This window comes from Streptomyces sp. sk2.1 (genome assembly GCF_008120935.1).
Lineage (GTDB): Bacteria > Actinomycetota > Actinomycetes > Streptomycetales > Streptomycetaceae > Streptomyces.
This window is the reverse complement of record NZ_RDBO01000020.1, coordinates 838,277-858,659: the sequence shown is the minus strand read 5'-3', so window position 1 is coordinate 858,659 and position 20,383 is coordinate 838,277. Positions and strand designations below refer to the sequence as shown.

21 protein-coding genes are annotated in these 20,383 nt (G+C 73.3%); 15 read left to right on the top strand and 6 right to left on the bottom strand.

The genetic code is table 11. The annotated features are described in order from the left end of the window. Positions 1-74: 74 nt before the first annotated feature. The gene (locus EAO76_RS07365) at positions 75-356 is read right to left on the bottom strand and encodes an Lrp/AsnC family transcriptional regulator (RefSeq protein WP_148834504.1); all 282 of its coding nucleotides are present in this window, start codon (positions 354-356) and stop codon (positions 75-77) included. Next, the gene (locus EAO76_RS07360; protein ID WP_148834502.1) at positions 353-1,105 is read right to left on the bottom strand and encodes a rhomboid family intramembrane serine protease; all 753 of its coding nucleotides are present in this window, start codon (positions 1,103-1,105) and stop codon (positions 353-355) included. Before EAO76_RS07360 ends, EAO76_RS07365 begins: the two co-directional genes overlap by 4 nt. A gap of 161 nt (positions 1,106-1,266) precedes the next feature. On the opposite strand from EAO76_RS07360, the gene EAO76_RS07355 reads away from it, so the two are divergent. The 5 genes from EAO76_RS07355 to EAO76_RS07335 all read left to right on the top strand — a co-directional run bounded on the left by EAO76_RS07355 (position 1,267) and on the right by EAO76_RS07335 (position 6,775). Next, positions 1,267-1,509 carry a hypothetical protein gene (locus EAO76_RS07355; protein ID WP_136328374.1) on the top strand — a complete coding sequence of 81 codons (243 nt, stop codon included), beginning with the start codon at positions 1,267-1,269 and terminating at the stop codon, positions 1,507-1,509. A 37-nt stretch (positions 1,510-1,546) separates the two neighbouring features. After that, positions 1,547-2,908 carry an NYN domain-containing protein gene (locus EAO76_RS07350; protein WP_187438489.1) on the top strand — a complete coding sequence of 454 codons (1,362 nt, stop codon included), beginning with the start codon at positions 1,547-1,549 and terminating at the stop codon, positions 2,906-2,908. A gap of 284 nt (positions 2,909-3,192) precedes the next feature. Further along, the gene (locus EAO76_RS07345) at positions 3,193-4,221 is read left to right on the top strand and encodes an NlpC/P60 family protein (RefSeq protein WP_148834499.1); all 1,029 of its coding nucleotides are present in this window, start codon (positions 3,193-3,195) and stop codon (positions 4,219-4,221) included. A gap of 237 nt (positions 4,222-4,458) precedes the next feature. Next, entirely contained in the window at positions 4,459-5,499 is a 1,041-nt protein-coding gene (locus EAO76_RS07340) for an NlpC/P60 family protein (RefSeq protein WP_148834497.1), read from the top strand. 16 nt (positions 5,500-5,515) lie between these two features. Further along, on the top strand, positions 5,516-6,775 hold the full coding sequence (locus tag EAO76_RS07335; RefSeq protein WP_187438488.1) for a hypothetical protein: 1,260 nt from the start codon (positions 5,516-5,518) through the stop codon (positions 6,773-6,775). A gap of 58 nt (positions 6,776-6,833) precedes the next feature. On the opposite strand, the gene EAO76_RS07330 is transcribed toward EAO76_RS07335, so the two are convergent. Then, entirely contained in the window at positions 6,834-8,084 is a 1,251-nt protein-coding gene (locus EAO76_RS07330; protein ID WP_148834495.1) for a glycosyltransferase family 87 protein, read from the bottom strand. Positions 8,085-8,211: 127 nt separating this feature from the next. On the opposite strand from EAO76_RS07330, the gene EAO76_RS07325 reads away from it, so the two are divergent. After that, positions 8,212-9,354 (top strand): glycosyltransferase family 4 protein, encoded by a 1,143-nt coding sequence (locus tag EAO76_RS07325; RefSeq protein ID WP_148834493.1) that lies wholly within the window; start codon positions 8,212-8,214, stop codon positions 9,352-9,354. A gap of 107 nt (positions 9,355-9,461) precedes the next feature. On the opposite strand, the gene EAO76_RS07320 is transcribed toward EAO76_RS07325, so the two are convergent. After that, positions 9,462-11,261: a long-chain fatty acid--CoA ligase gene (locus EAO76_RS07320; protein ID WP_148834491.1), complete on the bottom strand. Its 1,800-nt coding sequence runs from the start codon at positions 11,259-11,261 to the stop codon at positions 9,462-9,464. Positions 11,262-11,540: 279 nt separating this feature from the next. On the opposite strand from EAO76_RS07320, the gene EAO76_RS07315 reads away from it, so the two are divergent. The 6 genes from EAO76_RS07315 (at position 11,541) to EAO76_RS07290 (ending at position 16,724) form a co-directional block, all read left to right on the top strand. After that, positions 11,541-12,347: a metallophosphoesterase gene (locus tag EAO76_RS07315; RefSeq protein ID WP_187438487.1), complete on the top strand. Its 807-nt coding sequence runs from the start codon at positions 11,541-11,543 to the stop codon at positions 12,345-12,347. Between the two features lie 106 nt (positions 12,348-12,453). Then, a complete protein-coding gene (locus EAO76_RS07310; RefSeq protein ID WP_148834489.1) occupies positions 12,454-12,900 on the top strand; it encodes an SRPBCC family protein in 447 nt (148 codons plus the stop codon). 5 nt (positions 12,901-12,905) lie between these two features. Beyond that, on the top strand, positions 12,906-14,189 hold the full coding sequence (locus EAO76_RS07305; protein ID WP_148834487.1) for an ArsA family ATPase: 1,284 nt from the start codon (positions 12,906-12,908) through the stop codon (positions 14,187-14,189). Between the two features lie 212 nt (positions 14,190-14,401). Beyond that, the gene (locus EAO76_RS07300; protein WP_148834485.1) at positions 14,402-14,860 is read left to right on the top strand and encodes a DUF5304 domain-containing protein; all 459 of its coding nucleotides are present in this window, start codon (positions 14,402-14,404) and stop codon (positions 14,858-14,860) included. A gap of 75 nt (positions 14,861-14,935) precedes the next feature. After that, complete coding sequence (locus EAO76_RS07295) at positions 14,936-15,877, top strand: ROK family glucokinase (protein WP_148834483.1); 942 nt, start codon at positions 14,936-14,938, stop codon at positions 15,875-15,877. Positions 15,878-15,941: 64 nt separating this feature from the next. After that, entirely contained in the window at positions 15,942-16,724 is a 783-nt protein-coding gene (locus EAO76_RS07290) for an endonuclease/exonuclease/phosphatase family protein (RefSeq protein ID WP_148834481.1), read from the top strand. Between the two features lie 45 nt (positions 16,725-16,769). Here EAO76_RS07290 and EAO76_RS07285 read toward each other — a convergent pair whose 3' ends face one another. Together EAO76_RS07285 and EAO76_RS07280 are read right to left on the bottom strand one after the other, a co-directional pair. Next, complete coding sequence (locus EAO76_RS07285; protein WP_148834479.1) at positions 16,770-17,507, bottom strand: hypothetical protein; 738 nt, start codon at positions 17,505-17,507, stop codon at positions 16,770-16,772. Beyond that, complete coding sequence (locus tag EAO76_RS07280) at positions 17,500-18,279, bottom strand: carboxylesterase (RefSeq protein WP_148834477.1); 780 nt, start codon at positions 18,277-18,279, stop codon at positions 17,500-17,502. Before EAO76_RS07280 ends, EAO76_RS07285 begins: the two co-directional genes overlap by 8 nt. Positions 18,280-18,325: 46 nt before the next feature. Between EAO76_RS07280 and EAO76_RS45935 the strand changes: the two genes are divergently transcribed. The 3 genes from EAO76_RS45935 to macS all read left to right on the top strand — a co-directional run. Further along, positions 18,326-18,457, top strand: a complete 132-nt coding sequence (locus EAO76_RS45935; protein ID WP_262375296.1) for a hypothetical protein — start codon at positions 18,326-18,328, stop codon at positions 18,455-18,457. A gap of 33 nt (positions 18,458-18,490) precedes the next feature. Next, positions 18,491-19,252 (top strand): lysophospholipid acyltransferase family protein, encoded by a 762-nt coding sequence (locus EAO76_RS07275; protein WP_187438486.1) that lies wholly within the window; start codon positions 18,491-18,493, stop codon positions 19,250-19,252. Positions 19,253-19,303: 51 nt separating this feature from the next. Further along, positions 19,304-20,383 (top strand): MacS family sensor histidine kinase (gene macS, locus EAO76_RS07270; RefSeq protein WP_148835615.1); only part of this gene is annotated, 1,080 nt, incomplete at its 3' end.

Below are 20,383 nucleotides of genomic sequence, written 5' to 3'. Positions count from 1 at the left end.
CACACAGCACTTCGGCGGGGTACGGGCGGAAGCCGCCCGTACCCCGCCGAAGTGTCACGCGGGTGAATCCGTGCCTATGCGTCGAGCCCGATGGCGAAGGCCGCCTCCAGGTCGTGCTGCGAGTAGGTGCGGAACGCCACGTGGGTGTCGGTGGCCTCGACGCCGGGGATCTTGCTGATCCGGCCCGGGATGATGTCCGCCAGATCGTCGTGCTTGGCCACTCGGACCATGGCGATCAGGTCGTACGTACCGGTGACCGAGAAGACCTCGCTGACGCTGTCCAGCGCGGCGATGGATTCGGCGATCTCGGGAATCCGGTCCACGCTGGTTTTGATGAGCACGATCGCGGTGATCACGGCTGACTTTCTCCCTCGGTGGCCGCGGCTGGTGCCTTCACTCTATCCGTACGCCGGTAACGCCCCCAGGCGTAGAGGAAGCCGAGGGCGAAGCCCACCACATGGGCCAGATAGGCGACCCCCGGCCCCCCGCTGCCCGCGCCCTGGACCGCGAGCCACTGCAGGACGAACCAGAACACCAGCACGATCCAGGCGGGGAAGCGCAGGGGCAGGAAGAAGAGGAACGGGAACAGGCTGGTCACCCGGGCCCTGGGGAACAGGTACAGGAACGCCCCCAGCACCGCCGAGATCGCGCCCGACGCGCCGACGAGCGTCTGGTCGGACGTGGCGTGCGCGGCCGCGTAGGCGACCAGGGCGAGGTAGCCGCAGATGACGTAGAAGAAGGTGAACCCGATGCGGCCCATGCGTTCCTCGGTCATCGCCCCGAACACGTACAGGAAGAGCATGTTGCCGAGCAGGTGCACCCAGCTGCCGTGCACGAAGAGGGCGGTGAGCGGGGTGAGCAGGACCCGCACCGGGCCGTCCCACAGCTCGTTCGGGATCACGCCCCAGCGCTCGAAGTAGCCGGCCTGGGCGGCCAGCCGGGCGTCGGCGCCGCCGGGCACCGGGTTGAGGCCGGACAGCGGGCTGATCACGAAGACCAGCGAGCACGCCGCGATCAGGGCGTGGGTCATCGGCGATCCGCCCAGGGCGACCGTCCGCAGGAATCCGCCGGCCGACCTGCCGGTCACAGCGCGCCGATCGATCATGAACAGAGCATGACGCAAGCGGAGGGAACGGGACGGACCGCCTCGCCGTGTCGGGCGGACGCGGCGAGGCCGTAGGGTTGCGGCAGGACATCCGCAGTTCGACGGCGCACCGCGAGATCCTTGAAGCAGCAGCACGAGGCTCGACGAAAGAGGACGCAACGATGACGACGGTTCCCCAGCCGACCGACGGGACCCGCTGGCGCTGCACGCTCTGCGGAAATCTCACCCGCTTCGACGTGACGCGCTCCTCGAAGGTCGTCGAATACGTCCATCTCGACCTGGCCGGTGAGGCCAGCGTCGAGGAACGGGAGGTGGTCAGTGAGACCATCGAGTCGGTCCGCTGCCGTTGGTGCAACGCGGTGGATCAGATCGAACTGGTGGACAGGCCGGGTGCCGACTCCTGACGGAGCCGCGCCCACAGACAATTTGGGGTGACGGATCGTGGAGCAGCCCGCTGATGGCGCCGAGGCGGCCGAGGCGGCCGGCGACGCCGTCGAGGCGCTCGACCGCCCGCTGCCCGAAGGCGTACGACGGAGGGTCGTGGCGCTGGTCTCGGACGCCTTCGGCGGGCTGACGGTCGGCGAACTGCCGACCCAGCTGAGGCAGTACGCCCGGTTCACCCCGACCCGGCGCGCCAAGTTCGCCGGCAATGCGATGGCCGCCGCCCTGGAGAGCGACGCGCTGTTCCGGCAGCGCATCGGCGAACGGCTCAAGGAGGGGCAGCCCGAACTGGCCGCCGCCCTGGAGTCCGGTGCGCCGCCGGCCGCCGCCGATCCGGTCGACGTGGCCGCCGCGGCCTATGTGCTGCGCCCGGCGGGCTGGGTGAAGCTGGTCGCCGCCGCCGGTGAGGAGGCCCAGCGGGCGGACGCCGAGCGGGCCGACGAGGAGAGCCGCCGCGAGCTGGAGCGGCTGCGCGAGGAGCTCTCCCGGGCCCGTGCCCAGACGAAGAGCGAGACGGAGCGGCTGCGCGGCGAGCTGGACGCGGCCCGCAAGGAGGCCGAGTCCCTGCAGCGCAAGCTGCGCAGCGCCGTCAACGAGGTCAAGCGGGGCGAGGCCGCGCTGCGCCGCAGCCGGGCCGAGACCGAGACCGTGCGGTCCGAGGCGGCGGCCCAGGTCTCCGCCGCCGAGAGCGAGAGCCGTCGGCTCAAGGCCCGGCTCGGGGAGGCCGAGGCGGCGGTCGAGGCGGGCCGCCGGGCCGCCAGGGAGGGCCGCTCGGTCGAGGACATGCGGCTGCGGCTGCTGCTGGACACGGTGCTCGACGCGGCGAGCGGGCTCCGCCGCGAACTGGCCCTGCCGCCCTCCTCGATCCGTCCCGCGGACGGTGTCGACGCGGTCGAGCCGGGCCGGATGTCGCCCAAGGACATCGCGGCCAGGGCCCTTTCGGAGACCGACCCGGCCCTGCTGGACCAGTTGCTCGCGCTGCCGCAGGCGCATCTGATCATCGACGGCTACAACGTCACCAAGACCGGCTATCCGCAGCTCCCGCTGGAGAAGCAGCGGTTGCGGCTGCTGGGCGGGCTCTCGGTGCTCGCCGCGCAGACCGGCGCCGAGGTGACCTGTGTCTTCGACGGGGCCGAACTGGCCGCCCCGGTACTGCTCGCGCCGCCGCGCGGGGTCCGGGTGCTGTTCAGCAAGCCCGGGGTGACCGCCGACGAGCTGATCCGTCAACTGGCGCGCGCCGAGCCCCCGGGCAGGCCCGTCGTGGTGGTCTCCACCGACCGCGAGGTCGCCGACGGGGTGGCGAAGGCGGGCGCCAGGCCCGTTGCGTCCGTCTTGCTCCTGAAGCGTCTTTCGCGCGTCTAGTCGCGCTTGTCGGTACTCGGTGGATATCAGGGAACGGACCGTCAAGTCGCCGCTACACCCCGTGTGATGTGGGTAAAGAAGTGCGTCCCGGGGTGAGAATTTTCCGGCGAGGATTTGAACTGATCACAAGATGGTCACTAGGGTCGGCCTTCGAACCTTCGCACGGTTGATCGCCCATCCGGGGCGACGGCGAAGGAACCGCCGAGTCCGTGACGTGCACGGAGCCGGGGATTCACCTCCCCCACAGCCCGGTAGGCGGCTCGAGGAAGAAGGAGCTCGCCTCCGTGGCGTCCCACCGTCGTCCCAAGCAGCCGAGCCGCGCCCGTGTGACCGTGCTCACCGCGACCGCCGCCGCGGCCGTGGCCCTGTCCTCCCAGGCGGCCCAGGCAGACCCCAAGCCCTCCAAGAGCGAGGTCAAGGCGAAGGTCGACAAGCTCAACCACGAGGCCGGCGTCGCCAACGAGCAGTACAACGGCGCCAAGGAGAAGCAGAAGAAGCTGGAGAAGGAAGTCGGCGCGCTCCAGGACAAGGTGGCCCGCGGACAGCAGGAGATCAACAACCTGCGCAACGGCCTCGGTTCGCTCGCCGCCGCGCAGTACCGCTCCGGTGGCATCGACCCGTCGGTCCAGCTCTTCCTCTCGTCCAACCCGGACACCTACCTCGACGAGGCCTCGGCGCTCGACCAGCTGACGGCCAAGCAGACCGAGACGCTCCAGAAGATCCAGGAGAAGCAGCGCTCCCTCGCGCAGAAGCGCAAGGAGGCCCAGGACAAGCTGGGCGACCTCGCGGACATCCGCGAGACGCTCGGGGCGAAGAAGAAGAAGCTCCAGGACAAGCTCTCCGAGGCGCAGCGCCTGTACAACACCCTGACCGCCGCCGAGAAGGCGAAGTTCCGCGAGCAGGAGCAGCGCGCCAGCCGCGACGCCGGCGACCGGGTCGAGCTGGGCAAGGAGGTGCCCGCCTCCTCCTGGGGTGCCGCCGCCCTGAGCGCCGCCTCCTCCAAGGTGGGCAAGCCGTACGTCCGCGGCGGCACCGGCCCCGACGCCTTCGACTGCTCCGGGCTGACCCAGTGGGCCTACGCCCAGGCCAACGTCCAGATCTCCCGGGTCACGTACACCCAGATCAACGACGGGGTCCACATCGGGCGCAGCGCGCTGAAGCCGGGCGACCTGGTCTTCTTCAACAACACCTCGCACGTGGCGCTCTACGCGGGCAACAACACCGTCCTGCACGCCCCGTACCCGGGCACGTTCGTCCGCTACGAGTCGATGAACACCATCGGCAGCTTCCAGTTCGGCGTGCGCGTCGGCTGATACGCGCCCGAACGGGCGAATTCCCGCGCCCCCGTGAACGGCCCGCCCCGCCGGAGACCACAGGTCACCGGCGGGGCGCCGTCGTTTCCGCCGTCCGGTCGCCCGGCACGGTCTTTGTCCGCTCCGTGACCGTCCGACTACTGTCTGTCTGCTGTGCGGCTCCCGCTCGTCGGTCCGCCCGTCCGGGCGGCAGGGGCCGCGCGCGTCTGCGCAGCGCGGAGGGGAGTGCGGGGTCCTGTGGTGTCCCATCGCCGTTCCACACAGTCCGGTATCGGTCCGGGGGTCCGGGCCACGGTCCTGTCGGCCGCCGCGGCGACCGCGGCCGCCACGCTCGGTGCGAGCGGCGCGCACGCCGAACCGCAGGACACGCCCCGGACCGCCGAGGCCCGGGTGGACCGGCTGTACGGCGAGGCGGAGCGCGCCACCGAGCAGTACAACGCGGCCGGTGAGAACGCCGAGCGGCTGCGCGGCGAGTTCGACCGGGCCCGGGACCGGGCGGCCCGCGGCCAGGAGCGGGTCAACCGGATGCGCACCGTGGTCGGTTCGGCGGCGAGCGCGCAGTACCGCTCCGGCGGCATCGACCCCTCGGTCGCGCTGCTGCTCTCCTCGGACCCGGACGGCTACCTCGACCGGGCGGCCGTGCTGGAGCGGGTGACCGGGCGTCAGGCCGAGGAGCTGCGCGAGCTGCTGCGGGCCCGGCGCGACCTGGAGCAGATCCGGGCGGAGGCCGGGCACGCGCTGGCCGAGCTGGAGCGCAACCGGGCGGCCGCCGCCCGCCACAAGCGCACCGTCGAGCGCAAACTCGCCGAGGCCCGGCGGATCCTGGGCGCGATGCCCGCCGCCGACCGGGCCGGCTTCGAGCGGGCCTCGCGCTCCGGGCGGGACGGGGCGTTCCCCGGCCTCCCCGGCCTCGCCGACCTGCCGGCCGGTTCCGCGCGGGCCGCCGCCGCCGTCCTGGCGGTGCGACAGGCGCTGGGCCGCCCGTACGTCTGGGGGGCCAACGGACCCGACGGGTTCGACTGCTCCGGGCTGATGCAGTGGGCGTACGCCCGCGCCGGGGTCGCCCTGCCGCGCACCTCGCAGGCCCAGCGGTACGCCGGACACATGGTGCCGCTCTCCGAGGCCCGCCCCGGCGACCTGGTCGTCTACCGCGCGGACGCCGGTCACGTCGCGATGTACGTCGGCAACGGCCAGGTGATCCACGCCCCGTACCCCGGCGCCCCGGTCCGCTACGACCCGGTCGGCATGATGCCGGTCTCGTCGGTCACCCGCGTCTGACCGTACCCTCGGTCGGGTGACCGAGAGGCGGGTGGGCGACCGGGGACGGCGCACGGCGGGGGCACTGCTCGCCGGGCTGCTCCTCGTCCCCGGCTGCGCGGCCCCCGACGACCCGGCCGCCCCGGACGCCACCGCCCGCGCCGTCCGCGCCGCCCTGGAGCGCAGGGCGGCGGCCGTGCTGGACCACGACCCGGACGGCTACCTGGCGGTGACCGACCCGCGCGCCACCGCCCTGCGCGCGGCCCAGCGCCGGGAGCTGGCCAACCTCGCGGACGTACCGCTGGCCTCGTGGACGTACCGGCTCCGCGGCGTGACCGGGCGGGGCACCGACCGGGCCGTCGCGGACGTCCAGCTGCGCTACCGGATCAAGGGGTACGACGCGGCCCCGGTCCTCGACGACCGGGTGCTCGACCTGAGGCGGGACCGGACGGACGGCCGCTGGTACATCTCCGGGGACCGGCCGGCGGACGGGGACGCCGGCGCGCAGCTCTGGCAGCAGGGCGACGTCCAAGTGGTGCCCGGCAGCCGCAGCCTCGTACTCGGGGTGGGCCGCACGGAGCGGGAGCTGCGCGACATCGCCGGGACCGCGGACCGCGCGGTGCCCGCCGTGTCCGGGGCCTGGCCGGAACGCTGGGCGGGCCGCGTGGTGGTGCTCGTGCCGCGGACCGTCGAGGACATGGCGCGGCTGCTGGGGTCGCCGACGGACGCCTACCGGGGCATCGCGGCCGTCACCACCGCGCGGACCGGCGGCACCGGCCGCAACCCCGCGGACCGGGTGATCGTCAACCCGCAGGCGTACGGCACGCTCGGCACCTTCGGGCAGCGGATCGTCCTCACCCACGAGACCACCCACGTCGCCACCCGCGCCCGCACCTCCGCGGCCACCCCGACCTGGCTCTCCGAGGGCTTCGCCGACTGGGCGGCCTACCGCGCCGAGGACCGCCCCGCCGCGCGGATCGCCCCGGAGCTGGCGGACGCCGTCCGGCGCGGCGACCTGCCCGCCGAGCTTCCCGCGGACGAGGACTTCGGCTTCGCGGGCGACCCCGCGCGCCTGGCGAGGGCGTACGAGGGCGGCTGGGCGGCCTGCGAGCTGATCGCCGACCACTGGGGCGAGGCGGAGCTGATCGCCTTCTACCGGGCCGTCGGAGGGCATCCGGGACGGGACGGGGCGGTGGAGCGGGCCATGGGGGAGGTGCTGGACACGACGCCGCGGGAGTTCACCGCCCGCTGGCGGGACCACCTGCGCACCCGGCTGGGCCGCACGTCCGCGCCGTGACCCGTGACCCGTGACCCGTGACCCACGCCCCGTCCGCGCGCGGCGCACGGCGTGCCGTTCAGGGCGCGGCCGGCTCGGTCTCCCGGTCGGCGCCGGACCGGGAGGCGGGCACCCGGCCGCCGTCGCGCGGCGCCGCGACGACCGTTTGCCGCCACAGCCGCCGGCAGGCCGTCAGCGTCGCCGCGACCAGCAGGCCGTTGCGCAGGAACATCAGCGCCACCCCCGTAGCGTCGCTGGACACCACGTGCACGAAGCCGAGCGGGAACTCCCACTGGGTGACGCCGGTGGCGACCAGCACCAGCACGGCGGGCAGCACCATCCGGCTGCCGCGGAAGACCAGGCAGACCGCCGCCAGCCCCACCAGCCACAGCATGTACTGGGGGCTGATCACCCGGCTCGTCGTCGTGAACAGCAGCACCGCCGCGAACGCCGCGTCGGCCGGGGTGCTCGCCCCGAACTCCCGGGCCCGCAGCCGCCACAGCAGCAGCCAGCCGAACGCCAGGACGGACAGGCCGAGGGCGAGCGTGCTCACCAACGGCACGTACGGCCCCAGGAACTCCATCGAGCCGTAGTGGTACTCCACCCGGCCCTGCCAGCCGAATTGCCGCGCCACGTGGAAGACCAGGGCCCCCAGCGACTCGACCTCCGTGCCCCGGTCGCGCTGGGAGCCGAGGAAGTCCAGCGCACCCGGCATCGCCAGGGCGCACACCACCAGCAGCCCGCCCGCCACCGCCGCCGCCGTCGACCACGCCAGGCGCGTGTGCCGGCCGCGCGCCGTCCCGGCCAGGACCAGCGCGGGCCACACCTTCAGCAGCGCGCCGACGGCGGCCAGTGCCCCCAGCACCCGCGGATGCCGCAGCCCCGCCAGCAGCGCCGCCACCGCGACCGCCGTGACCATCACGTCGTAACGGGCGTACGCGGTCGTGCCGAGCAGCGGCACCCCCGCCACCCACACCCAGGCGCCCGCCGCCGACCGGCCGCCGCCCCGGCCCGCGTACAGCAGCAGCGCCAGCACCAGCCCGTCGCAGACGAACGCGAGGACGAAGAACGCCGAGGTGTAGTCGAGGAACGGCAGCAGCGCGGGGGACAGGACGGCCAGCGCGGCCAGCGGCGGGTACTGCCAGGTGACGTCGGCCTGCGGATACGTACCGCTTTTCAGGACCTCGGACCAGCCGTGGTAGATCACCGAGACGTCACCGGTCACGTCCGGGCCGGGCAGTGTGATCACCTTGGTGACGCAGAGCAGCAGCGCGACCCTGGTCAGGGCCCACACCGCGACGGCGAGCCGTGCGCCGGTCGATCCCGTCATGAACGCCTCATCCGTTGTCCGTCGGCCGGTACCCGGAAGTCCGGCCGGGTGGGTACGAGGAGCCATGATGCCCGTACGGCCGGTGCGGGGGCCATCGGGGCCGGGCCTGCCGGTACTGTCGGCCGGGATGGACAAGACCCTGATCGTGACCAACGACTTCCCGCCCCGCCCCGGCGGCATCCAGGCGTTCCTGCACAACATGGCCCTGCGCCTGGATCCCGGACGGATCGTCGTGTACGCCTCGACCTGGAAGCGGAGCCCCGAGGGCCGCGCGGCCACCGCCGCCTTCGACGCCGAGCAGCCCTTCCCCGTCGTGCGCGACAGCACGACCATGCTGCTGCCGACCCCGGGGGCCACCCGGCGCGCCGTGCGGCTGCTGCGCGAACACGGCTGCACCTCCGTCTGGTTCGGGGCCGCCGCCCCGCTCGGCCTGATGGCACCCGCGCTGCGCCGGGCCGGTGCCCGCCGCCTGGTCGCCACCACCCACGGCCACGAGGCGGGCTGGGCCCAGCTGCCCGCCTCCCGGCAGCTGCTGCGCCGGATCGGCGAGGGCACGGACACGATCACCTACCTGGGGGAGTACACCCGCTCCCGGATCGCCCCCGCGCTCACTCCCGGGGCGGCGGGCCGCATGGTCCAGCTGCCGCCCGGCGTCGACGAGAAGACCTTCCACCCGGGATCGGGCGGCGACCTGGTCCGGGCCCGGCTCGGCCTCGCCGACCGGCCCGTCGTGGTCTGCGTGTCCCGGCTCGTGCCGCGCAAGGGCCAGGACACCCTGATCCTCGCGATGCCGAAGATCCTGGCACGGGTGCCCGACGCGGTCCTGCTGATCGTCGGCGGCGGACCGTACGCCGACGACCTGAAGCGCCTGGCGGTGCGGACCGGGGTCGACGCCTCCGTACGGTTCACCGGACCGGTGCCGTGGGAGGAGCTGCCCGCCCACTACGGCGCGGGCGACGTCTTCGCCATGCCGTGCCGCACCCGTCGCGGCGGCCTCGACGTGGAGGGCCTGGGCATCGTCTTCCTGGAGGCGTCCGCGACCGGGCTGCCGGTGGTGGCGGGCGACTCGGGCGGCGCGCCCGACGCGGTGCTCGACGGCGAGACCGGGTGGGTGGTGCGCGGCGGTTCCTCCGACGAGGCGGCCGACCGGATCGTCACGCTGCTCCACGACCCGGAACTGCGCCGGCGGATGGGGGAGCGGGGACGGGCCTGGGTCGAGGAGAAATGGCGCTGGGACCTGCTGGCCGAGCGGCTGCGGGCCCTGCTCTGACGCTGCCGCGGGCCGCCCCCCCGCCCGGTCCCCGGAGCGGGCGCGGCGCGCGGAAGGGCGGCCCGCACATTCCGTGCGGGCCGCCCTCCCTTCTGCGTACGTATGGATCAGCGCTGGTAGATCGACTCGATCTCGTCCGCGAAGTCCTTCGTCACCACGTTCCGCTTCAGCTTCAGCGACGGCGTGATGTGGCCCGCCTCCTCGGTGAACTGGGAGGGCAGCACACGGAACTTGCGGACCGACTCCGCCTTGGAGACCGCCGCGTTCCCGTCGTCCACCGCCCGCTGCACCTCGGCCAGCAGCTCCGGGTCCTCGCGCAGCGACGCGGCCGTCGCCCCGGCCGGCTTGCCGTGCTCCGCGGCCCAGCGGCCCAGGAACTCCTCGTCCAGGGTGATCAGCGCGCCCACGAACGGCCGGCCGTCGCCGACCACCATGCACTCGGCGACCAGGGCGTGCCCGCGGATCCGGTCCTCGATCACCGCGGGAGCGACGTTCTTGCCGCCCGCGGTGACGATGATCTCCTTCTTGCGGCCGGTGATCGCGAGGTAGCCGTCCTCGTCGAGCGTGCCGATGTCGCCCGTGTGGAACCAGCCGTCGGCCAGCGCGTCGGCCGTCGCCGCCTCGTTGTTCCAGTAGCCGGTGAACAGGTGCTCGCCGTGCAGCAGCACCTCGCCGTCGTCGGCGATCCGCACCACCGAACCGGGCAGCGGCTGGCCGACCGTGCCGATCTTCTGCCGGTCCCACGGGTTGAAGGCGGTGGCCGCACAGGTCTCGGTGAGGCCGTAGCCCTCCAGGACGGTGAAGCCGATCCCGCGGTAGAAGTGGCCGAGCCGCTCGCCCAGCGGCGCGCCGCCGGAGATCGCGTACTCGCCGCGCCCGCCGAGGACCGCCCGCAGCTTGCCGTAGACCAGCCGGTCGAAGATCTTGTGCTTCAGCCTCAGCCCGAAGGACGGGCCCTGCGCGGTGCTCAGCGCGCGGCTGTAGGCGATCGCCGTGCTCGCGGCCCGGTCGAAGACCTTGCCCCGGCCGTCGGCCTGCGCCTTGGCGCGCGCCGCGTTGTACACCTTCTCGAAGACCCGGGGCACACCGAGGATCAACGTCGGCCGGAACGAGGCCAGTTCGTCGGTGAGGTTCTTGATGTCCGGTACGCAGCCGAGCTTGATCGGGGCCATCACCGAGGCCACCTCGACCAGCCGGCCGAAGACGTGCGCCGCGGGCAGGAAGAGCAGCACGGAACACTCACCGGTACGGAACAGCGGCTTCAGCCGCTCCACCACGTTGCCGCACTCGGCGAAGAAGCTGCGGTGCGTGAGCACACAGCCCTTGGGGCGGCCGGTGGTGCCCGAGGTGTAGACGATGGTGGCCGGGTCGTCCGCCTTGGCGGCGGCCATCCGCCGGTCGAGGGTCTCGTCGGAGACCTCCTCCTCGCCGAGCGCCGACATCCGGGCGATCGTGTCGTCGTCGATCCGCCAGATGCCCTTCAGGGCGGGCAGGTCGTCCTGCACCGAGACGACGGACTCCTGGTGCGCCTCGGTCTCCACGACGCACAGGGTGGCGCCGGAGTCGCCGAGGATCCACTGGATCTGCTCCGGCGAACTGGTCTCGTACACCGGGACGGTCACCGCGCCCGCGCTCCAGATCGCGAAGTCGAGCAGCACCCACTCGTAACGGGTGCGCGAGAGCAGGGCCACCCGGTCGCCGGCCTCCACGCCCGCGGCGATCAGACCCTTGGCCACGCCCCTGACCTCGGCCAGGAACTGGGTGGCGTCGACGTCGGTCCACACCCCCCCGACCTTGCGGCTCATCACCGCGACATCGGGATGCTGAGCGGCATTGCGGCGGATGAGATCCGTCAGGTTGCCGTCCGAGGGGACCTCGTACAGGGCCGGAAGGCTGAACTCGCGCAAGACTGCTGCTCCTCATCGGGCTCCGGTGCCACGGCTCTGTGTGACGCACCGGCTGCGGTCCAAGACTGGCGGTGCTCCGTGAAGTGAGCACGACTGGACTGCCCGGACGTTACCCACCGGTACTCGGTTCCCGATAGGGGGCCCGGACCAGATGTCTTACGTGTCACACACAACGGTGGTCCTTGCGCGCACAGTAGTCCACCGACCCGCCCGCGCGAGGGTAAGCGCAGGTCCGGCGGCCTCTACCCAGGTGGACGGCGGCGTTCTAGGGTGGCCGTCATGCGAGCCGGACCGGACAGCCGGGGTACATCGACCCGACAGCGCACCCGCATCCACGTGGTCAGCGACGTGCACGGGAACACCGAGGCGCTGGCCCGCGCCGGGGAGGGCGCCGACGCCCTGGTCTGCCTCGGCGACCTGGTGCTCTTCCTCGACTACGCCGACCACTCGCGCGGCATCTTCCCCGATCTCTTCGGCGTGGAGAACGCCGACCGGATCGTCGCGCTGCGCACCGCCCGCCGCTTCGAGGAGGCCCGCGCGTTCGGCCGCTCCCTGTGGGCGGGCGTGGACCGCGACGCGGCGATCGTCTCGGCGGTGCGCAAGCAGTACGCCGAGCTCTTCGCCGCCTTCCCCACCCCCACGTACGCCACCTACGGCAACGTCGACATCCCCGGCCTGTGGCCCGAGTACGCGCGCCCCGGCACCACCGTCCTGGACGGCGAGCGCGTCGAGATCGGCGGCCGGGTCCTCGGCTTCGTCGGCGGCGGCCTGCGGACCCCGATGAGGACCCCGTACGAGATCGACGACGAGGAGTACGCGGCCAAGATCGAGGCGATCGGCCCGGTCGACGTGCTCTGCACCCACATCCCGCCCGACGTGCCGGAGCTGACGTACGACACGGTGGCGCGCCGCTTCGAGCGCGGCAGCCGGGCCCTGCTCGACGCCATCCGCAAAACCCGCCCCCGGCACGCGCTGTTCGGTCACGTCCACCAGCCGCTGGTCCGACGGATGCGGATCGGCGCCACCGAATGCGTCAACGTCGGCCACTTCGCCTCCTCCGGCAGGCCCTGGGCCCTGGAGTGGTGACGGCACCGGGGCGCACCCCGGGACGAGGCACCGCGCACACGCGATAGCCTTCTGGCGGCAGTCCGCTGCCGACGCACCGGTACACCGCACTGGAGGAGCCACGGCGATGGCTGAACACACCAGCTCGAGCATCACGATCGAGGCGGCGCCGGCCGACGTCATGGGAGTGATCTCCGACTTCGACCGCTATCCCGAGTGGACCGGCGAGGTCAAGGAGGCCGAGGTCCTCTCCACCGACGACCAGGGCCGCGCCGAGAAGGTCCGTCTCGTCCTCGACGCCGGAGCGATCAAGGACGACCACACCCTCGCCTACACCTGGACCGGCGACCACGAGGTCAGCTGGACCCTCGTGAAGTCCCAGATGCTGCGCGCCATCGACGGCTCGTACGTACTGGCCCCGCTCGGCGCCGACCGCACCCAGGTCACCTACCGGCTGACCGTCGACGTCAAGATCCCGATGCTCGGCATGATCAAGCGCAAGGCCGAGAAGGTCATCATCGACCGGGCCCTGGCCGGGCTGAAGAAGCGCGTCGAGTCCGGCCCGAAGGCCTGACCCGAATGCGTACGGTCCTCGTCACCGGCCCCGGCGGCGCAGGCCGTACCACCGTCGCCGCGGCGACCGCCCTCGCGGCGGCCCGCCGCGGCCGCCGCACCCTGCTGCTCTCCGCCGACGCCGTGCCCGGCCTCCCCGCGGCCACCGAGCCCGTCGAGGTCGCCGACAACCTGTGGTCGGCCCGCATCGACTCCGGCGAGCACTTCCGCGGCGAACTCCTCGCCCTCCAGGACCGGGCCTCCGGCGTGCTCGACCTGCTCGGCGGGAACCGGATGGACGGCGAGGAGCTCACCGAACTCCCCGGCAGCACCCAGCTCGCCCTGCTGCACGCCCTGCGCCGGGTCGCCGAGGGCGACTGGTCCCGCGCGGGACACGAGCTCCTCGTCGTCGACCTGCCGCCGCTGCGAGAGGCGCTCGCCGTGCTCGCCCTCCCCGAACAGCTGCGCCGCTACCTGCGCCGGCTGCTGCCTCCCGAGCGCCAGGCCGCCCGCGCCCTGCGTCCGATGCTCGCCCAGCTCGCCGGCGTCCCCATGCCCGCCCAGTGGCTGTACGAGGCCGCCGCCCGCAAGGACGCCGAGCTGGCCGCCGTCCAGGCCCTGATCGAGGACCGCACCACCACCGTCCGGCTGGTCGCGGAGCCCGGACCCGCGGCCGAGGACGCCCTGCGCACCGCCCGCACCGGCCTCGCCCTGCACGGACTGCGCGTCGACACCCTCGCCGTGAACCGGACGCTGCCCCGGCACTCCGCCGACCCCTGGTTCGCGGCGCTGGCCGCGCAGCAGGAGAAGACCGTCGACCACTGGTACGAGCAGTGGGCGCCCGACACCGCCCTGTGCGAGGTGCCCCACCTCGGCCGCGACCCGCGCGGCCTCGACGACCTGGCCCTCCTGGACACCGCCCCCGACGCCCCCGGTACGGACGGCGGACTCGCCGGACGGCTGGACGGGCAGCGCCCCGGCCGGGCCGACGACCCTTGGTGGACCGAGGACCCCGACGCCCCCGAGGGCTTCGACGGACCGGGGTCCGGCGGCCGGATCGTGCCCGCCCCGCGCCCCGCCGACGGCGACCCGGTCCTCGTCTGGTGCCTGCCGCTGCCCGGCGCCGTCAAGGAGGACCTCCAGTTGGTCCGCCGGGGCGGCGAACTGCTGCTCACCGTGGGCCCGTTCCACCGGATCGTCCCCCTGGAGTCCGGGCTGCGCCGCTGCACCGTCTCCGGCGCCGCCCTCACCGACGGGGTGCTCCGGGTCCGGTTCACGCCGGACCCCGGCCTGTGGCCCCGTACGGACTGAGCGGACTCCTCGCGCACCGGACCGCTGGAGACGGCCACCGTCGGCCCGCGGTCCCGTACGGACCGGGCGGACCCGGCGGCGGGTGGCGCGGCATCCGCCGCCGGACCCCCTGAACGGCGGGTCGCGGTTCGGGTAACGTCGGTAGTACGTGCCCCGTACGCCGTCCCGCCGGCACACCGTGTCGCGGGCACACCCCGTCGCAGGAGTCCGCCATGAGCGAAGCCACCGATCGTCCCGTCGACGACGACGCGTGGGCCAGGGCCTGCGCCGAGGACCTGGAGGCGGAGAAGACCCGCCGCCGCGAGCGGCAGGGACCGCCGCCCGGCTCCGCCGCCGAGGAGCTGCGCAAGCTGGTCGACGCCGTGGCCGACAAGGTCTCGTCCCTCCAGGCGCCGCTGCTCGGCGCGGCGGCCCAGGGCACCGTGCAGCAGATCATCCAGCAGGCGAAGTCCGCCGTCGGACCCGTCATCGAACGCAACCCCGAGGTCTTCGACCACATCGCGGCGGCCGGCGGCGAACTCCTCGCCGCCTACCGCTCCGCCGTCGAGGGCCAGGAACGCCGCTGGACCCGGGAGGCCGGGGACCCCGCGGGCACGAAGAAGCAGGCCGGCGACCCCACCGACCCGCGCGACGAGCCCCCCGCCGCGGGCGAACACATCGACCTGGACTGACCGGCGGCGAAAGGACCGGGGGCCCGGCTCGGGTACGGTTGGCCACAGCGGGGCTCGACCGGAACTGAGGGATTCATGGGACTCACCATCGGCGTCGACATCGGCGGCACGAAGATCGCGGCCGGCGTGGTCGACGAAGAGGGCCGCATCCTCTCCACGCACAAGGTGCCGACCCCGCCGACCGCCGAAGGCATCGTGGACGCGATCGCGACGGCCGTGTCCGGCGCGAGCGAGGGACGCAGCATCGAGGCCGTCGGCATCGGTGCCGCCGGATACGTCGACGACAAGCGCGCCACCGTGCTGTTCGCCCCGAACATCAACTGGCGCCACGAACCGCTGAAGGACAAGGTCGAACAGCGCGTCGGCCTCCCCGTCGTCGTCGAGAACGACGCCAACGCCGCCGCCTGGGGCGAATACCGCTTCGGCGCCGGACAGGGCCACGACGACGTCATCTGCATCACGCTCGGCACCGGCCTCGGCGGCGGCATCATCATCGGCAACAAGCTGCGCCGCGGACGCTTCGGCGTGGCGGCGGAGTTCGGCCACATCCGGGTCGTCCCGGACGGCCTGCTCTGCGGCTGCGGCAGCCAGGGCTGCTGGGAGCAGTACGCGTCCGGGCGCGCCCTGGTCCGGTACGCCAGGCAGCGCGCCAACGCCACCCCGGAGAACGCCACCGTCCTGCTGTCGCTCGGCGACGGCACGGTGGAGGGCATCGAGGGCAAGCACATCAGCCAGGCCGCCCGGCAGGGCGACCCGGTCGCGATCGACTCGTTCCGGGAGCTGGCCCGCTGGGCCGGTGCCGGACTCGCCGACCTCGCCTCGCTCTTCGACCCGTCCGCCTTCATCGTCGGCGGCGGCGTGTCGGACGAGGGCGAACTCGTCCTCGACCCGATCCGCAAGTCGTTCCGGCGCTGGCTGATCGGCGGCCAGTGGCGCCCGCACGCCCAGGTGCTCGCGGCCCAACTGGGCGGCGAGGCAGGTCTGGTGGGTGCGGCGGACCTCGCCCGCCAGGGCTGAGAGCCCGCCGGACGCCCGTCGCGCCCCTGGAGGAGCGGCGGGCGTCCGTCGTATCGTGAGGCACATGGTCCTGACGCCATTGCCCGACTCCCGTACCGAGCCGGATGGTTCGGCCGTCATCAGGGTGCTCTCCTACAACATCCGGTCGATGCGCGACGACTGCGAGGCGCTGGCCCGCGTCATCGGCGCCTGCGCCCCCGACCTCGTCCTCGTCCAGGAGGCGCCGCGCTTCTTCCGCTGGCGCAAGCGCGCCGCCTGGCTCGCGGCCCGCACCGGTCTGGTCGTGCTCGGCGGCGGTGCCACGGCGGCCGGACCGCTGCTGCTGTGCTCGTTGCGGGCCGCGGTGGAGCGGACGGAGGATGTCCTGCTGCCGCTCACCCCCGGACTGCACCGCAGGGGCTTCGCCACGTCGGTGGTACGGATCGCGGGCACCCGGATCGGCCTGCTGAGCTTCCACCTGAGCCTTCAGCGCGACGAACGCCTGACCCAGGCGGAGCTGCTGCTGGAACGGCTGGAGACGATGGGCGTCGAACACGCGGTCGCGGCCGGCGACCTCAACGACGTACCGACCGGTCCGGCGTTCCGGCGGCTGGCCGGGCGGCTCCAGGACTGCCGGGCGGTCCGGCCGTGGGGCGAGGAGAACACCTCCCCGGCAGACGGGCCGCGCAAGCGCATCGACGCGATCTTCGCGACCGGGGGCATCGAGGTGCTCGGCTGCGGCGTCCCGGCCGGGCTGCCCGGGGTCACCGGGGCGGACCTGCGGGCGGCCACGGACCACCTGCCGGTACTGGCGGCGCTACGGGTTCCGGCGACCGGCCTTCTGCCGCCCGGCGCGCCGGGCCACTGAGAACCCGGCGCGGCGGGCCACCGGGTTCCCGGGGCCCGCGCCGGATCAGACGACCGCCCCGCGCCCGGGGTCGTCGTCCTCCTCGTCGTCGTCCTCCATGCGCGCCACCAGCGTGACGAAACCGCCCAGGAAGCCGCCGACGCAGATCGTCGTGAGCCACCAGGTCATCTCCCACTGGAGCAGGATCGCGACCAGCATCAGCACCGGGCCGCCGACGACCGCGAGCCAGGCGAACTTCGCCGTGACGTCGGCCTCCGGCAGCGGCGGCGGCTCCGGTGGGACGAAATGCCCCTCGTCGCTCTCGTCGAGGTCGTCGTCCTTCGGCTCCGCCACCTCGTAGTCGCGCGGGCCGCCGACGCCGACGCCGGGGGCGAACACCACCGAGCTGCCGAGCGGCCGCTCCGGCGGCTTCGGGGACTTCTTCCCGAGCCCCTTGTCCGGGTCGAGCACCTCCGACCGGCCCTCGTCCTCCAGCAGCGCGAGGTCCTCGACCGACCTGAACGGCTTGGCGCCCGGCGGGTCCGGCGGCTCCTCGCCGTACCCCGCGATGATCGCCTGCCACGCGGCGTCCTCGTCGAGCCCCGGGCCGGGCCGGTCGCTCCCGGACACCGACGGCGCCTTCTGGGCCGGGGCGTCCTGCGGGCCCGTACCGTCGTCGGGCACGGCCGCACCCTCCGCGGGGAGGGGTTCGCGTCCTTCCGCGGGAAGGGGCCTGCGGCCCTCCGCGGGGAGGGACTCGCGCTCCTCCTCGCCGCCCGCGCGCTCCGCGTCGTGCTCAGCCACCTGACGTGCTCCCCTTCTGTCCGACGCTCGGGGCGAGGCGGCCGATGAACCGATGGCTCTCGTCGAAGATCCGCTCCGCGTCGTGGTCCAACGTCGCCACGTGGTAGCTCTGTTCCAGCAGGATCTCCTCGACGTCCGTCGACGACACCCGGCCGAGGATGCGGGCCGAGTCGGCGGGCGGCACCACATGGTCCTGCGGGCTGTGCAGCAGCACGATCGGCTGGGTGACCTGGGGCAGTTCGGCGTCGACCAGTCGGAAGAACTTCCGCACCGAGTGCGCCGCGTGCAGCGGCACCCGGTCGTACCCCACCTCGTCGGAGCCCTCCAGGGCGATGTCGCTGGCCAGCCCCTTCGTGGTCCGCACCAGATGACGGGCGACCGGCAGCGCGTACGCGGCCGGGCCGTGCACCTTGTTCGCCGGATTCACCAGCACCAGACCGCTGATCGCGTCCCCGTGCTTCGCGGCCAGCCGCAGCGCCAGCGCACCGCCCATGGACAGCCCGAAGACGAAGACCTGCTCGCACCGCTCCAGCAGACCGCGCAACTCCCGGTCCACCTCCGCGTACCAGTCCTGCCAGCCGGTGAGCTGCATGTCCTGCCAGCGGGTGCCGTGTCCGGGCAGCAGCGGCAACGAGACGGTCAGCCCGCGCTCCGCCAGGTATTCCGCCCAGGGGCGCAGCGACTGCGGGGAGCCGGTGAATCCGTGGCAGAGGAGGACGCCGACCTCTCCGCCGTCGTGGCGGAACGGCTCGGCTCCGGGAAGGACCGGCACCAAGGTCTCCTGTTCGTGAGGCTCGCGAAGGGAGCGGAAAAAGGGTGTGCGGAAGGATTACGGCCTCGGCCGTTACTTCACCGTACGCGACCGGGCCGACACCGACCAGGGCCGTCGCGGCCCCGGCCGCCGCGTCGGCCCCGTGCCGGGCGGGAGCGCGGGCGCCCGCACGGGTTAAGGTCTGTCGGACAGCACACAGGAGGCACCCGAGTTGATCTACGGCGCAATGAAGTTCTCCATCGGCGGGGGCCTGAAGCTGGCCTTCCGGCCATGGGTGGAGGGCCTGGAGAACATCCCCGCGCAGGGACCGGCGATCCTCGCGAGCAACCACCTGTCGTTCTCCGACTCGTTCTTCCTGCCGGCCGTCCTGGACCGCAAGGTCACCTTCATCGCCAAGTCCGAGTACTTCACCGGCTCCGGCGTGAAGGGCAAGCTCACCGCCGCCTTCTTCAAGGGCGTCGGCCAGCTCCCGGTGGACCGCTCGGGCGCCCGCGGCGCGGGCGAGGCGGCCATCAAGGCGGGCATCGCGGTCGTCGAGAGCGGCGGCCTCTTCGGCATCTATCCGGAGGGCACCCGCTCGCCCGACGGCCGCCTCTACCGCGGCAAGCCCGGCGGACTGGCCCGGGTGGCACTGGCCACCGGGGCGCCCGTCATCCCCGTCGCGATGATCGACACGGAGAAGATCCAGCCGCCCGGCCAGGTGGTGCCCAAGCTGATGCGCCCGGGAATCAGGATCGGCAAGCCGCTCGACTTCAGCCGCTACCACGGCATGGACGGGGACCGCTTCATCCTGCGCTCGGTCACCGACGAGGTGATGTACGAGATCATGAAGCTCTCCGGCCAGGAGTACGTCGACATCTACGCGACGGCGGCCAAGCGGCAGATCGCGGACGAGGCGAAGCACCGCGCCGAGGCGGAGAAGAACGCCGGGGCGCAGAAGAACACGGGCGGAGAGTCCGGGACGCGAGGGTGACGGAACGGTACGGCGCGTCCGCGCGTCGTTTCCGTCCGGGGGGTGGGGACCATGGCCAGGCGCGAGCGGGTCGTACGGATGTCGGTCGAGCAGCCGCTGTGGCGCGCGCTGACCGGGTACCGCGTTCTGACGATGCTGTACGCGGTGCTGCTCTCCGTCTACGGCCGGGACAAGTACGAACGGCCCTGGGTGGCCGTCGCCTTCCTGGCGGTGATGGTGGTCTGGACGCTCGCCACCCTCCCGAAGGTCTCGGGCGCCGCCGCCTGCACCAAGCGCTTCCTCGGCACCGATCTGGCGATCGCGCTCACCGGCATACTCCTCACCCCCCTCGCCAACGTCGAGGCCCGGTCCATGGACGGCCCGACGCTGCCGTCCATCTGGACCGCGGGCTCCGTACTGGCCTTCGCGATCAAGGGCGGCTGGCGCTGGGCGGCCTTCGCCTCCACCTTCGTGGCCGTCGTCAACATCGTCGAGCGCGGCGACCCGAGCCGGGACACCTTCCACAACGTCCTGCTGGTCTGGGTCGCCTCCGTCGCCATCGGCTACGTCGTCGAGGTCGCCCGGGCCAGTGAGCGCACCCTCGCCCGCGCCCTGGAGATCGAGGCCGCCACCCGCGAGCGGGAACGCCTGGCCCGGGACATCCACGACAGCGTGCTCCAGGTCCTCGCGATGGTCCAGCGCCGCGGCACCGCCCTCGGCGGGGAGGCCGCCGAACTGGGCCGGATGGCCGGGGAGCAGGAGGTGGCCCTGCGCACCCTGGTCTCCAGCGGGCTCGTCCCCACCACCCGGGTCTCCGAGGACGCCGCCGAGGGCGCGGTCGTCCGCAGCGTCGAGGTCGACGACGAACCGTCCGACCGGGCCGACTGCGACCTGCGTTCCCTGCTCGCCCCGCACGCGGGCTCCCGGGTCAGCTTCGCGGAGCCCGGCGCCCCGGTGCTGCTCGCACCCGCCGCCGCGAAGGAGCTGGCGGCCGCGGTCGGCGCCGCGCTGGACAACGTCGGGGTCCACGCGGGGGAGAATGCCCAGGCGTGGATCCTCGTCGAGGACTGGCCGGACGAGGTGATCGTCACGGTCCGGGACGACGGCCCCGGAATCCCGGAGGGGCGGCTCGCCCAGGCCGAGGGGGAGGGG